Annotated in this window: 13 protein-coding genes; 4 read left to right on the top strand and 9 right to left on the bottom strand. The window is 67.8% G+C overall.

The window, feature by feature from the left end; genetic code table 11:
* Positions 1–175 precede the first annotated feature (175 nt).
* Positions 176–1,087 carry a type IV toxin-antitoxin system AbiEi family antitoxin domain-containing protein gene (locus tag ACFQ9K_RS24200; protein WP_378727292.1) on the top strand — a complete coding sequence of 304 codons (912 nt, stop codon included), beginning with the start codon at positions 176–178 and terminating at the stop codon, positions 1,085–1,087.
* A gap of 46 nt (positions 1,088–1,133) precedes the next feature.
* Here ACFQ9K_RS24200 and ACFQ9K_RS24195 read toward each other — a convergent pair whose 3' ends face one another.
* From ACFQ9K_RS24195 to ACFQ9K_RS24155, 9 genes are all read right to left on the bottom strand, one after another.
* Positions 1,134–1,721 carry a TIGR03086 family metal-binding protein gene (locus ACFQ9K_RS24195; RefSeq protein ID WP_378721372.1) on the bottom strand — a complete coding sequence of 196 codons (588 nt, stop codon included), beginning with the start codon at positions 1,719–1,721 and terminating at the stop codon, positions 1,134–1,136.
* Between the two features lie 195 nt (positions 1,722–1,916).
* Positions 1,917–2,285 carry a metal-sulfur cluster assembly factor gene (locus ACFQ9K_RS24190; protein WP_378721370.1) on the bottom strand — a complete coding sequence of 123 codons (369 nt, stop codon included), beginning with the start codon at positions 2,283–2,285 and terminating at the stop codon, positions 1,917–1,919.
* A complete protein-coding gene (gene sufU, locus ACFQ9K_RS24185) occupies positions 2,282–2,761 on the bottom strand; it encodes a Fe-S cluster assembly sulfur transfer protein SufU (RefSeq protein WP_378721369.1) in 480 nt (159 codons plus the stop codon). Before sufU ends, ACFQ9K_RS24190 begins: the two co-directional genes overlap by 4 nt.
* A 3-nt stretch (positions 2,762–2,764) precedes the next feature.
* Positions 2,765–4,018 (bottom strand): cysteine desulfurase, encoded by a 1,254-nt coding sequence (locus tag ACFQ9K_RS24180; RefSeq protein WP_378721367.1) that lies wholly within the window; start codon positions 4,016–4,018, stop codon positions 2,765–2,767.
* Between the two features lies 1 nt (position 4,019).
* The gene (gene sufC, locus ACFQ9K_RS24175; protein ID WP_378721365.1) at positions 4,020–4,796 is read right to left on the bottom strand and encodes a Fe-S cluster assembly ATPase SufC; all 777 of its coding nucleotides are present in this window, start codon (positions 4,794–4,796) and stop codon (positions 4,020–4,022) included.
* A 37-nt stretch (positions 4,797–4,833) separates the two neighbouring features.
* The gene (gene sufD / locus ACFQ9K_RS24170) at positions 4,834–6,042 is read right to left on the bottom strand and encodes a Fe-S cluster assembly protein SufD (RefSeq protein WP_378721364.1); all 1,209 of its coding nucleotides are present in this window, start codon (positions 6,040–6,042) and stop codon (positions 4,834–4,836) included.
* Positions 6,042–7,478 carry a Fe-S cluster assembly protein SufB gene (gene sufB, locus ACFQ9K_RS24165; RefSeq protein WP_378721362.1) on the bottom strand — a complete coding sequence of 479 codons (1,437 nt, stop codon included), beginning with the start codon at positions 7,476–7,478 and terminating at the stop codon, positions 6,042–6,044. Before sufB ends, sufD begins: the two co-directional genes overlap by 1 nt.
* Entirely contained in the window at positions 7,475–8,278 is an 804-nt protein-coding gene (locus tag ACFQ9K_RS24160; RefSeq protein WP_378721361.1) for a helix-turn-helix transcriptional regulator, read from the bottom strand. The genes sufB and ACFQ9K_RS24160 overlap by 4 nt, the downstream gene beginning before the upstream one ends.
* 321 nt (positions 8,279–8,599) lie before the next feature.
* Positions 8,600–9,418: a TetR/AcrR family transcriptional regulator gene (locus ACFQ9K_RS24155; RefSeq protein WP_378721359.1), complete on the bottom strand. Its 819-nt coding sequence runs from the start codon at positions 9,416–9,418 to the stop codon at positions 8,600–8,602.
* Between the two features lie 83 nt (positions 9,419–9,501).
* On the opposite strand from ACFQ9K_RS24155, the gene mptB reads away from it, so the two are divergent.
* From mptB to ACFQ9K_RS24140, 3 genes are read left to right on the top strand one after another with little or no spacing between them, the layout of a single operon-like run.
* Positions 9,502–11,196, top strand: coding sequence for a polyprenol phosphomannose-dependent alpha 1,6 mannosyltransferase MptB (mptB, locus tag ACFQ9K_RS24150; protein ID WP_378721358.1), 1,695 nt, complete (start codon positions 9,502–9,504; stop codon positions 11,194–11,196).
* A complete protein-coding gene (locus tag ACFQ9K_RS24145) occupies positions 11,193–12,125 on the top strand; it encodes an ABC transporter ATP-binding protein (RefSeq protein WP_378721357.1) in 933 nt (310 codons plus the stop codon). Before mptB ends, ACFQ9K_RS24145 begins: the two co-directional genes overlap by 4 nt.
* Positions 12,122–12,913, top strand: a complete 792-nt coding sequence (locus ACFQ9K_RS24140) for an ABC transporter permease (RefSeq protein ID WP_378721356.1) — start codon at positions 12,122–12,124, stop codon at positions 12,911–12,913. Before ACFQ9K_RS24145 ends, ACFQ9K_RS24140 begins: the two co-directional genes overlap by 4 nt.
* Positions 12,914–12,952 lie beyond the last annotated feature (39 nt).

Raw genomic sequence — 12,952 nt, 5'->3', positions numbered from 1 at the left:
AACCCCCACCCCCCACCAACCAATTTCCCCTCCCCCCTTGCCCCTAAACTGGGTCGCTTAACCAAATAAACCCCCTATTTTCCCCCTCGACTCGATTGCCATCCCCAGTGGGGTGGCTGTCCACAGGGACGTTGTTTGCGCAGGTGGGGTAGCGGGGGTGTGGGCGCGGTGCTCGATGCTGGCTGGCATGCGGGCACAGTTGGAGGGGTTGCGGGATAAGCAGTGCGGTGTCTTCACCACCGCACAGGCGCGGATCGAATACACCAGGGCAGAGCTGCGCGCACGCGTGCGCCGTGGCGAGTGGGTGCCTGTGTTCCACGGCGTTTACCGGGAGGCGACCACGCAGCCAGGGCCGGAGCTGCGTGTCGAGGCGGCGCGCCTGTCGATGGACCTGCCGGTCATGATCGCGGCGTACGACACGGCTGCCGAGTTACACGGCTTCTCGGTCTCCCAATGGAACGCGACACACGTGTTGGGTGTGCAACTGTCTCGCTCGAAACATCTTGTCGTGCACCACGATCGGCTGGATCCCGCGCAGGTGGCGACGGTGAACGGGGTATCCGCCACCTCGGCCGCGCGCACGGCGATCGATCTTGCCCGCACCTTGAATCGGCTGGATGCGCTGGCCACGCTGGACGCAGCCAGCCGCACCGGACTTTCGCCGGCGGAGCTCAGCGAGGAACTCGTCCACCATCACCGCCGCCGCGGCTTTCGGCAGGCGGCCGAGCTGGTCGGATTGGTGGACGGCAGAGCCGAATCACCGATGGAGTCCCGTACCCGGCTTCGCTGCATCGACGCAGGACTCCCCCACCCACAACCACAGCTGGAGGTCTCGACCCCGGACGGCCCCCGTCGGCTCGACCTCGGTTGGCCGCAATATCGCATCGGACTCGAATACGACAGCTTCGCTTGGCATTCCGGTCTGCACGCGGCCGCAAGAGACAACGCCCGCCACAACAATCTGACCACCCAAGGCTGGACGATCTTCTATGCCACGGCCTTGGACGTCCTCCACCAGCCCCACCTCTTCACCGATCCCATCAGGCGAGCAATGAACAGCCATCGAGTCGAGTCAAAAGGTCGCTGACTGATCTTCGACAGCGACCTTTTGACTCGACCCGATGGGGCGGGGCCTATGGGTGGCGGCCGACGAAGCAGAGGAACTGGGTTTGGAGGTCGGCGTGGGGAGGTGGGGGTACTTTGGGGCCGAAGGCCCAGGGCTGGCGGAGGGCTTCGTCCAGGGGGCGGAGGTGGTCGTAGACGTGGGTGACGACGGTTTGATCCAGGCGTTCGTCGCCGCCGGTGGCCCTGGCCAGGTCCCAGGTGTGGATGAGGACGTCTTCCGGCAGGATGTCGACGATCTCGCGGAACGGGGTGGGGCCCTGGAAGGTGGGGATGTCGGTGTCCAGGCAGGCCGGGTCGTCGATCGCGTCGGCGAGGGCGTTGCCGACGTGTTTCCACGCGGCAGCGAGGTCGGCGTCGGGTGCGGTTTCGGGCAGCGAGCCCATCGCGGCGACGCTCACCCCGTGCAGCGGTTCGGGGTCGGTGCCGCGGACCTGAGCCAGGGTGCGGCGCTGTTCGTTGATGACGTGCACGGCGACGTCGCGCACGGTCCAGTCCGGGCACGGGGTCGGGTTGCCCCACTGGTCCGGACGAATGGCGGTGAGCCGGGCGAGGAAGCCTTCGCTGGTAGCGCGGAATCGGTCGGCGGCGTCGGACATGCGGTTCTCCGATCGGTGTCGTGGACATAATAGGTAGGAAATATCCTACCTATTTGACCTCGACAATAACCTATCCCCTGCCCGGAGCAAACCCGCGCAGGCAATCAGCGACATACCGCACATACGCCGACAGCCGCCGAGGAAACGCCCTGTAACCAGGACATTCCGCTCAGCGGCTGTCGATGAGGCCGGAACTCAGACGGTGAAGCCGAGGGCGCGGAGTTGTTCGCGGCCGTCTTCGGTGATCTTGTCGGGGCCCCACGGGGGCATCCAGACCCAGTTGATCTTGAGGTCGTCCACCAGGCCGCTGCGGACGAGGGCGTTGCGGGACTGGTCTTCGATGACGTCGGTGAGGGGGCAGGCGGCGGAGGTGAGGGTCATGTCGAGGATGGCCACCTCGTCCTGCACGGCCAGGCCGTAGACCAGGCCGAGGTCGACGACGTTGATGCCGAGCTCGGGGTCGACCACGTCGCGCATAGCCTCCTCGAGGTCCTCGAGCCGCTTGATGTCCTCGGCGGACAGCTCGACCTGCTCGGTTGTCTCGGTTGCCGGTGTGTCGGTCATGCCTGGTCCCCGTTTCCCATCGAACGTTGCGCCTCTTCTGCCGAGGTTATCCGGACCACCGCGTCTTTGAACGCCATCCAGCCGAGCAGCGCGCATTTCACTCGCGCCGGGTACTTGGAGACGCCGGCGAAGGCGATGCCGTCGCCGATCATGTCCTCGTCGCCCTCGACGGTGCCGCGGCTGGAGATCATCTCGTTGTACGAGTCGACCACCTTCAGTGCCTGCTGCACCGGCAGGCCGATCACCTGGTCGGTGAGGACCGAGGTCGAGGCCTGACTGATCGAGCAGCCCTGACCGTCGTAGGAGACGTCGGCGACGTCGCCGTTGGCGTCGAGCTGCACGCGCAGAGTGACCTCGTCACCGCAGGTCGGGTTCACGTGGTGCACTTCGGCACCGAACGGCTCCCGCAGCCCGCGGTGGTGCGGGTGCTTGTAGTGGTCCAGGATCACTTCCTGGTACATCTGCTCCATGCGCATGTTCTATGCAACCCCAAAGAAGCTCTGAGCCTTCCGCACGGCCGCGACCAGTGCGTCCACCTCGTCGAGCGTGTTGTAGGCGGCGAACGAGGCACGCGCGGTGGCGGGCACGCCGAGCCGGCGCATCAGCGGCCACGCGCAGTGGTGACCGACCCGCACCGCGACACCCTCGTCATCGAGAATCTGCCCGACGTCGTGCGCGTGGATCCCGTCGACCACGAACGACACCGCGCCGCCCCGATCGACGTTGTCGACCGGGCCGATGATGCGCACCCCGTCGATCGCGCTCAAGCCCTCGAGTGCGGCACCGACCAGCGCATGCTCGTGTTCGGCAACCGCATCCATGCCGAGCGCTTCGAGATACCGCACGGCCGCGCCCAATCCGACCACCTGCGAGGTCATCGGCACGCCCGCCTCGAACCGCTGCGGCGGCGCCGCGTACGTGGTCGCCTCCATGGTCACGGTCTCGATCATCGAACCACCGGTGATGAACGGCGGCGTCTCGGCCAGCAGCTCCCGGCGCCCGTACAGCACGCCGACGCCGGACGGACCGAACATCTTGTGCCCGGAGAACGCGGCGAAATCGACCCCGAGCTCCCGGAAGTCCACCGGAAGGTGCGGCACCGACTGGCAGGCGTCGAGCACGGTCAGCGCGCCGACCGCCGTTGCCCGGCGGACCAATTCGGCGACATCGGTGATCGCGCCGGTCACGTTGGACTGGTGGGTGAACGCGACAACCTTTGTGGCGGGCGACAATTCGAGCGAATCGAGATCGATCCGCCCGTCATCGGTCACCCCGTACCACTTCAGCGTCGCGCCGGTCCGCCGCGCAAGCTCTTGCCACGGAACGAGATTCGCGTGATGCTCCAGCTCGGTGATGACGATCTCGTCACCGGGACCGACGTGATACGGGAACCGATCGTCGGCGAACGAGTACGTCACCAGGTTCAGCGATTCGGTCGCGTTCTTGGTGAACACGATCTCGTCGGCCTGGACCCCGACGAACCGGGCGATGTCCGCGCGGGCGTTCTCGTAGGCGTCGGTCGCCTCCTCGGCCAGCTGATGCGCGCCGCGGTGCACCGCGGAGTTGTGCGTGACCAGGAACTCCCGTTCCGCGTCGAGCACCGCCAGTGGCCGCTGCGAGGTCGCGCCGGAGTCCAGGTACACCAACGGTTTCCCGTCCCGAACCGTGCGGCTCAGGATCGGGAAATCGGCCCGGATGCGGGCCACGTCGAGGGTGCGGACCGTGGCGGTCATATCAAGCTCCTGCAGTGGCTGTCTGAGTGAAGCGGACGTAGCCGTTGGCGTCGAGTTCGTCGGCCAGCTCCGAGCCGCCCTCGGCGACGATGCGGCCGTTGACGAAGACGTGCACGAATTCCGGCTCGATGTAGCGCAGGATGCGGGTGTAGTGCGTGATCAGCAGCACGCCGCCGTTCTCCCGCTCCTTGTAGCGGTTGACGCCCTCGGAGACGATGCGCAGCGCGTCGACGTCCAGGCCGGAGTCGGTCTCGTCCAGGATGGCGATCTTCGGCTTGAGCAGGCCGAGCTGCAGGATCTCGTGGCGCTTCTTCTCGCCGCCGGAGAAGCCCTCGTTCACGTTGCGCTCGGCGAAGGCCGGGTCGATCTCCAGCTCGGCCATCGACTCCTTGACTTCCTTGACCCAGTGCCGCAGCTTGGGCGCCTCGCCGCGCACGGCGGTGGCGGCGGTGCGGAGGAAGTTCGAGGTGGACACGCCGGGCACCTCGACCGGGTACTGCATGGCCAGGAACAGGCCCGCACGCGCCCGCTCGTCGACGGACATCGCGAGGACGTCCTCGCCGTCGAGGGTGATCGAGCCGGAGGTCACCGTGTACTTCGGGTGGCCGGCGATCGCGTAGGACAGGGTCGACTTGCCGGAGCCGTTGGGGCCCATGATGGCGTGCGTCTCACCGGACTTGATGGTGAGGTCGACGCCCTTCAGGATCTTGATGGGCTCGCCGGAGGCGTCCGGGTTGGCGACCTCGACGTGCAGGTCCTTGATTTCCAGGGTGGTCATCGAATTCGAATTCCTTTGTGGGGGTGTTAGTTCGGGATCAGACGCCGACAGCGGCGAGCTCGGCCTCGATGGCCGACTCCAGCCGCTCCCGGATCTCGGGGACCGCGATCTTCTGGATGATCTCCTGGAAGAAGCCGCGCACGACCAGGCGGCGCGCCACGTCCTCCGGGATGCCGCGGGCGCGCAGGTAGAACAGCTGCTCGTCGTCGAAGCGGCCGGTGGCGCTGGCGTGACCGGCGCCGGCGATCTCGCCGGTCTCGATCTCCAGGTTCGGCACCGAGTCGGCGCGCGCGCCGTCGGTGAGCACCAGGTTCCGGTTCACCTCGAACGTGTCGGTGCCCTCGGCGGCGGCGCGGATCAGCACATCGCCGACCCACACGGTCCGCGCGTCGCCCTTGGGCGAATCCGGATCGCCTTGCAGCGCACCCTTGTACAGCACGTTCGACTTGCAGTTCGGCTGCGAGTGATCGACCAGCAGGCGCTGCTCGAAGTGCTGTCCGGCGTCGGCGAAGTAGAGGCCGAGCAGTTCGGCGTCGCCGCCGGGGCCCGCGTAGCGGACGGTTCCGGTGAGCCGGACCAGGTCGCCGCCGAGGGTGACGGCGATGTGGCGCAGCGTGGCGTCGCGGCCGAGCAGCGCGTGGTGTGCGGTCGCGTTGACCGTGTCGTCGGCCCAGTCCTGCACCGCGACGACGGTCAGCTTGGCGCTGTCGCCGAGCACGAATTCGACGTTCTCCGCGTAGGTTCCGCTGCCGCGCTGGTCGATGACCACGGTGGCGGCGGCGAAGTTGCCGAGCCGGATCTGCAGGTGGCCGTAGGCGGTCCGGTCCGCACCGGGGCCGGTGACCGTGACGACCACCGGCTCGGCGACCTCGGACTCCGCGCCGACCGACACGATGGTGGCCGATTCGAAGCCCGAGAAGGCCTGGGCGGCAACGCGATCCGCCGGAGTCCCGGCGGCGCCGAGGCGTTCGTCGTCGCGTCCGACGGTTTCCACCCGGACGCCCTCGACGGAGCTGACCTCGACCGTGGCCTGACCGTCGCGAACCGCGGAGCCGTCGTGCAGGCCGCGCAGCCGGCGCAGCGGGGTGAACCGCCACTCCTCGTCCCGGCCCGAGGGCACCTCGAAGGCATTGACGTCGAACGAGGTGAACACCTCGCCCTTGTTGGTCGCGGCCCCAGCGCCCGGGTTCTGAATCGGCTTCGCGGGGTTCTCGCCCTCGACCGCTCCAATGACACCTGTCGCCATCAGCCGACGGCTCCTTCCATCTGCAGCTCGATGAGCCGGTTCAGTTCCAACGCGTATTCCATCGGCAGTTCCTTGGCGATGGGCTCGACGAAGCCGCGCACCACCATGGCCATTGCCTCGTCCTCGGTCATGCCGCGGCTCATCAGGTAGAACAGCTGGTCCTCGGACACCTTCGACACGGTGGCCTCGTGACCCATCGTCACGTCGTCCTCGCGGATGTCGACGTACGGGTAGGTGTCCGAGCGGCTGATCGTATCGACAAGCAGCGCATCGCATTTCACCGTCGACTTCGAGCCGTGCGCGCCCTTGTTCACCTGGACCAGGCCGCGGTAGGAAGCCCGGCCGCCGCCGCGCGCCACCGACTTGCTGATGATGTTCGAGGAGGTGTGCGGCGCCAGGTGCAGCATCTTCGCGCCGGTGTCCTGGTGCTGGCCCTCGCCGGCGAACGCCACCGAGAGCACCTCGCCGCGGGCGTACTCGCCGGTCATCCAGACCGCCGGGTACTTCATGGTGACCTTGGAGCCGATGTTGCCGTCGACCCACTCCATGGTCGCGCCCGCCTCCGCCTTGGCCCGCTTGGTGACCAGGTTGTAGACGTTGTTCGACCAGTTCTGGATGGTCGTGTAGCGGCACCGGCCGCCCTTCTTCACGATGATCTCGACCACCGCGGAGTGCAGCGAGTCCGACTTGTAGATCGGCGCGGTGCAGCCCTCGACGTAGTGCACGTAGGCGCCCTCGTCGACGATGATCAGGGTCCGCTCGAACTGGCCCATGTTCTCGGTGTTGATCCGGAAGTAGGCCTGCAGCGGGATGTCGACGTGCACGCCCGGCGGCACGTAGATGAACGAGCCACCCGACCACACGGCGGTGTTCAGCGCGGAGAACTTGTTGTCGCCGGCCGGGATCACCGAGCCGAAGTACTGCTGGAACAGCTCCGGGTGCTCCTTCAACGCCGTGTCGGTGTCGAGGAAGATGACGCCCTGCTTCTCCAGGTCCTCACGGATGGAGTGGTAGACGACCTCGGACTCGTACTGCGCCGCGACACCGGAGACCAGGCGCTGCTTCTCCGCTTCCGGGATGCCGAGCTTGTCGTAGGTGTTCTTGATGTCCTCGGGCAGGTCGTCCCAGGTGGCCGCCTGCTTCTCGCTGGAGCGGACGAAGTACTTGATGTTGTCGAAGTCGATGCCGTCGAGGTTGGAACCCCAGTTCGGCATGGGCTTGCGATCGAAGATGCGCAGCGCCTTGAGCCGGATGTCGAGCATCCAGTCCGGCTCGCTCTTCTTCGCCGAGATGTCGCGGACAACCGCCTCGGACAGGCCTCGTTGCGCACTCGCTCCGGCCACATCCGAATCGGCCCAGCCGTAACCGTATTTGCCCAGGGACGCGATGGTCTCTTCCTGAGTGAGCGGTTGCACCTGGTCGGTGGTCGTCGTCATTCGGCACTCCTTCCGGAGTCGTTCGTTCGTACCGCTGCGGGCTGTGCAGCGATTTCTGGTGAAGTTTTCTTGGTGATCGGCAGTACGAGCAGCGGCACGTGCGTCGTGCACGCGCAGTCGCCGTTGGCGATCGTGGCCAGCCGCTGCACGTGCGTGCCGAGCAGGTCACGGAACGCCTCGAGTTCCGCCTCGCACAGCTGCGGGAATTCCTCCGCGACGTGTGCGACCGGGCAGTGGTGCTGGCAGATCTGCACGCCGGTGCCCACCTTGCGGGTGGAGGCGGCGAAACCGGCCTCGGTGAACGCGTCCGCGATCTCCTCGGCCTTGGCCTCGGTGCGCTGCGGCGTGTGCTCCTCGACCGGTGCGATCCCGGCCACGATAGTCCTGGCCCGTTTCCGGGCGAACTCGGCGATGGCCTGTTCGCCGCCGATCTCGCCGAGCTGGCGGATCGCGGCGCCGGCCAGGTCGTCGTAGGCGTGACCCAGTTGACCACGGCCCGCGGCGGTGAGCTGATATTGCTTGGCGGGACGGCCACGGCCCTTCTGCTGCCACGGCGCGGACCTGCTGGCCCGGGCCTGGCCCGAGTCGATCAGCGCGTCCAGGTGCCGTCGGACGCCGGCCGGGGCGAGGCCCAGCGTGCCGCCGATGGCGGTCGCGGTGATCGGCCCCTCTTCCAGCAGCAGCTGGACGATGGCCGCGCGGGTGTGTCCCTCGCCCGCGGTCGCGGACGCAGCAGCGGACCCGGTACCGGCCTTACGACCAGCCCTTTCGTCCTCATCCCGCAAACCCACGGTTTTCACAACATCAGTGTGGCGGAATTCGTTCCCGAAATCTAATAAGGGTGCCCTGAGTTATCCGGGCTCGTGACCTGCACAGACCGTTGGCGCGGGGGTCCGGCGGAGGGCGATCCGCAGTGCGGCGGAGTTGCGGATCGATGCGCAAGTAGGCCGTTATTTAAGTCGAGCCTTAAAACGTGCCTCAACATATGCCTTGACCTGCAAGTTCGACGAACGCCCGCCGAGTGCCGCGACGTGCGCGCAGTTCGCCATCCACGCACCGGCGGCCGACGTTCGATGGTCCATCGAGCCTTGATTGCGCTCAGTGCGATACGTCACACATGGTCATTCGACCACCTCGCCGAGACCGTTCGGCGGACGGTGACGAACTTCCTCAGCATCTCCGGCAGCGGGCCCGCGGCGTCCGCCCGGTTTGCTGTCCGAGTGGTAACCGGCGTCGGACTCCGCGGCGGCCGCCACCACCCGTTCCTCGACCGAGGCGGCCTGGTCCACCTCGATCATTCCCGTGTCCACATCCGAGGACCCGGTGCCCGACTCGGCGGTGTCCGGCGCGCCCGGTTCGCCGTTCGGCAGGCCGGCCTCGGTGAACGTCACCCGGATCAGCCGTTCCATCGCCGTCGCCACCGTGTGCAGCGGCGCCTCCGAGCGCCGCACCCGGGACAGGATCGTCGCGCCCTCGTACGCGGCGACCACCGTGGTGGCCAACTCCCCCGCGTCCTGCGCGGACAATCCGAGCTCGGCGAGCAACCCGGCGAACGCCTGCTCCATCGCCTCGAAGGCGGTCGCGCAGGCGGCGCGGATCGACTCGACATCACTGCCACCGTCCAGCGCGGGCGTGCCGATCGGGCATCCGTCGTGCCATTCCGAGGTCGCCAGCTTGCGCACCATGAACTCGAAAATGGTGGTGGTCGTGGCGAAGACGTCCGTCGGCGCCTGCCGGATCATCCGCCCGGTGAGCGTCCCGGTGCCGGTGATCGCGGCCACCGCGATCTCCTCCTTGCCCCCTGGAAAGTGGTGGTAGATGGAGCCATACGGCAATCCGGCCGTCTCGCTCAACGCCTTCAGACCGAACCCGTGATACCCGTGCCGCGCGAGCAGCCGGCACGCGGCGACTTCGATCCGCCGCCTGGACTCCGAAACCATGTGTCCGATTGTGCCCCGGTCGGCGGCGCTGCCGACCGGAACGAGCAGCGCCGTCACCGGTCTGTGCCGGGACCGCGCCCCTTATGCTTCGTCTCGTGGCGGTACTGGAGGGCGCGCGGCGCAGGACACTGGCATTCGGGCGCCGAGCACTCGGGTTGGACGTGCCGACCGCCGATCACACGATCGCGGTCCTGCACCAGGACGAGACCGAGGTTCCCGGCCTCGACCGGAAAGAGCGCGTCCAACTGGACCGCATCCGCCTGATGGGCGCCACCGGAACCGTCCTGATGGCGATCAGCGCCCTCGGCATCGGCGCCCAGCCAGTGCACCAGAACCCCACCTCCGGCGTCCGCGTCCTCGGCATCTTCGCTCGCGCCCACACCGGGTCGCTGGCCATGTGCATGACCGGCACCGTCGTCGTGGTCCTCGCCTGGTTGTTGTTGGGGCGCTTCGCCGTCGGCGGCATCGGCGGGTCTCCCCTGCACCGGCTCAGCCGTTCCCAGCTCGATCGCACGCTGCTGCTGTGGATCATTCCGCTCAGCATCGCGCCGCCGTTGTTCAGCAACGACGTGTATTCGTATCTGGCCCAGAGCGAAATCGCGGCCCGCGGCATCGATCCCTATCAGGAGGGCCCGGTCGCCGGGCTCGGCATCGACAACGTGCTGACCAACAACGTGCCGAACATCTGGCGCGACACCCCGGCGCCGTACGGGCCGCTGTTTCTCTGGCTCGGTCGCGGGATCGCCGAGATCACCGGTGACAACATCATCGCGGGCGTGTGGGTGCACCGGATGCTCGCGCTGGCCGGCGTCGCGTTGATCGTCTGGGCGCTGCCCCGGCTGTCGGTGCGCTGCGGTGTGGCGCCGGTGAGCGCGCTGTGGCTGGGCGCCGCGAATCCGCTGGTGCTGTTCCATCTGGTCGGCGGCGTGCACAACGACGCGCTGATGCTCGGGCTGATGCTGGCCGGAATGGAGTTCTGCCTGCGCGCCATCGAGGACATCCATCCGTTCGACGGGCGGGCCTACACGTGGCTGATCGGCGGGGCGATCGTCATCACGCTGTCGTCGTCGGTGAAGCTCACCTCGATCGTCGCGCTCGGGTTCGTCGGCATGGCGCTGGCCCGACGCTGGGGATTCAACCTGCGCAATGTGCTCATCGCCGCGGCGATGCTCGGCGCCATCGCGCTCGGCACCACCCTGTTCATCGGGTCGATGAGCGGGCTCGGCTTCGGCTGGATCCACACGCTCAATGTCGCGAACAAGGTGCGCAGCTGGATGTCGGTGCCGACGGTGCTCGGCATCATCACCGGGTTCGGCGGGGTGCTGCTCGGGCTCGGCGATCACACCACCGCGCTGTTGAGCATCACCCGCCCGATCGCGGCGGTGATCGCCGGCTTCCTCACGGTGCGCATGCTGGTCGCCACCGGTGTCGGCCGGCTGCATCCGGTCGGCGCGCTCGGCGTCTCGATGGGTGCGATCGTGCTGCTGTTCCCCGTGGTGCAGCCCTGGTACGTGCTGTGGGCGATCGTGCCGCTGGCCGCCTGGGCGACCAGGCCGGCGTTCCGCGTTCCGGCCGTGGCCTTCTCGGCGGTCGTCAGCGTCATCCTGATGCCGCGCGGCGCCGACCTCGAGGTCTTCCAGATCGTCGGCGCGGCGATCGCCACCGTGATCGTCTCGGTGCTGTTCATCGTGATCACCAGGAACAAGCTGCCGTGGCGGGCGCAGCAGGGGGTGTCGGCTCCGTCACAACTGCCCACCTCTTACGGTGTGACATCGTGAACCGAGCCTCCGGACCTGCCGTTCGCGTCGACGGTGTCGTCAAGCGTTATGGCGAGACCACGGCGGTCGACGGGTTGAGCTTCGATGTCGAACGCGCGCAGGTGCTCGCCCTGCTCGGGCCGAACGGGGCGGGCAAGACCACCACGGTCGAAATGTGCGAGGGGTTCGTGACTCCCGACGCGGGGTCGGTGCGTGTGCTCGGGCTCGATCCGATCGCGGATTCGGATCGGTTGCGGCCGCGGATCGGGGTGATGCTGCAGGGCGGCGGCGCCTATCCGGGGGCCAAGGCGGGCGAGATGCTCGATCTGGTGGCCGCGTACTCCGCCGATCCGCTGGATCCGGAGTGGTTACTGACGACCCTCGGGCTGCAGGACAATCGGACGACGCCGTACCGGCGGTTGTCGGGTGGCCAGCAGCAGCGGTTGGCGTTGGCCTGTGCGCTGGTCGGGAAGCCGGAGATCGTGTTCCTGGACGAGCCCACGGCGGGGCTGGACGCCCAGGCGCGGCTCATCGTGTGGGAGCTGATCGACGCGCTGCGGCGCGACGGGGTGACGGTGGTGCTCACCACGCATCTGATGGACGAGGCGGAGCAACTGGCCGATCAGCTGGTGATCATCGATCACGGCCGGATCGTCGCCTCGGGGACGCCCGCCGAGGTGACCGCGCACGGCGCCGCCGGGCAGTTACGGTTCTGCGCCCCACCGAAACTCGACCTGGAGCTGTTGAAATCGGCGCTGCCGGAGGGTTTCTCGCCGCGCGAGACGACCCCGGGCACGTATCTGGTGGAGGGCGAGATCAATCCGCAGGTGCTGGCCACGGTCACCGCGTGGTGTGCGCGAGTGAACGTGCTGGCCACCGACATCCGGATCGATCAGCGCAGGCTCGAAGACGTCTTCCTGGAACTCACCGGACGGGACCTACGCGGATGACTCAGCCCGACCTGACCGCCAACCGCTTCACCCCGGGCACCTTCGCCCCTGACCCGCGGCCGAGCTCGCGCGCGGCGATGATGCTCGCGCAGACCCGGCTCGAGCTGATCCTGTTGCTGCGCAACGGCGAACAGCTGCTGCTGACCATGTTCATCCCGATCACCCTGCTGGTCGGGCTCAGCCTGCTGCCGTTCGGTGACCTCGGCGACGACCGGGTGGACAAGATCGTGCCCGCGGTGATGATGGTGGCTGTGATGTCCACCGCGTTCACCGGGCAGGCCATCGCGGTCGGCTTCGACCGCCGCTACGGCGCGCTGAAACGCCTCGGCGCCACCCCGCTCCCGCGCTGGGGCATCATCGCGGGCAAGAGCGCGGCCGTGCTGATCGTCGTTGTGCTGCAAGCGGTTCTGCTCGGCGCGATCGGCTTCGCGCTCGGCTGGCGACCCGAGCCCGCCGGACTCGCGTTGGGCGCGCTGGTGATCGCGCTCGGCACCGCGACCTTTGCGGCGATGGGCCTGCTGCTCGGCGGCACGCTGAAGGCGGAGATCGTGCTGGCGCTGGCGAACATCCTGTGGTTCGTCATGCTCGGCATCGCCAGCATCGTGTTCGCCTCCGACGACCTGCCCACGGCGGTGAATGTGCTTGCCCGCCTGGTCCCCTCGGGCGCGCTGGCGGTCACCCTGGAGGACGCCATGCGCAGCAGCGTCGACTGGTTCGGCATCGCCGTGCTCGCCGCGTGGGGCGCGATCTCCGGGCTGCTCGCCGCCCGCTACTTCCGCTTCGAATAGACCGCTCGAACGGTACCAACGACAGCGTGTAGTTGACCG

The sequence above is a fragment of the Nocardia sp. NPDC056564 genome (assembly GCF_042793755.1).
In the GTDB taxonomy this organism is placed as follows: domain Bacteria; phylum Actinomycetota; class Actinomycetes; order Mycobacteriales; family Mycobacteriaceae; genus Nocardia.
This window is presented reverse-complemented; position numbering and strand designations above follow the sequence as displayed.

Bases quoted from the DNA above. Each gene is read 5' to 3' on its own strand.
- ACFQ9K_RS24195 (WP_378721372.1), bottom strand. From the start codon at position 1,721: ATGTCCGACGCCGCCGACCGATTCCGCGCTACCAGCGAAGGCTTCCTC.
- sufC (WP_378721365.1), bottom strand. From the start codon at position 4,796: ATGACCACCCTGGAAATCAAGGACCTGCACGTCGAGGTCGCCAACCCG.
- sufU (WP_378721369.1), bottom strand. From the start codon at position 2,761: ATGCGCATGGAGCAGATGTACCAGGAAGTGATCCTGGACCACTACAAG.
- ACFQ9K_RS24200 (WP_378727292.1), top strand. From the start codon at position 176: ATGCTGGCTGGCATGCGGGCACAGTTGGAGGGGTTGCGGGATAAGCAG.
- ACFQ9K_RS24180 (WP_378721367.1), bottom strand. From the start codon at position 4,018: ATGACCGCCACGGTCCGCACCCTCGACGTGGCCCGCATCCGGGCCGAT.
- sufB (WP_378721362.1), bottom strand. From the start codon at position 7,478: ATGACGACGACCACCGACCAGGTGCAACCGCTCACTCAGGAAGAGACC.
- sufD (WP_378721364.1), bottom strand. From the start codon at position 6,042: ATGGCGACAGGTGTCATTGGAGCGGTCGAGGGCGAGAACCCCGCGAAG.
- mptB (WP_378721358.1), top strand. From the start codon at position 9,502: ATGCTTCGTCTCGTGGCGGTACTGGAGGGCGCGCGGCGCAGGACACTG.
- ACFQ9K_RS24140 (WP_378721356.1), top strand. From the start codon at position 12,122: ATGACTCAGCCCGACCTGACCGCCAACCGCTTCACCCCGGGCACCTTC.
- ACFQ9K_RS24155 (WP_378721359.1), bottom strand. From the start codon at position 9,418: ATGGTTTCGGAGTCCAGGCGGCGGATCGAAGTCGCCGCGTGCCGGCTG.
- ACFQ9K_RS24190 (WP_378721370.1), bottom strand. From the start codon at position 2,285: ATGACCGACACACCGGCAACCGAGACAACCGAGCAGGTCGAGCTGTCC.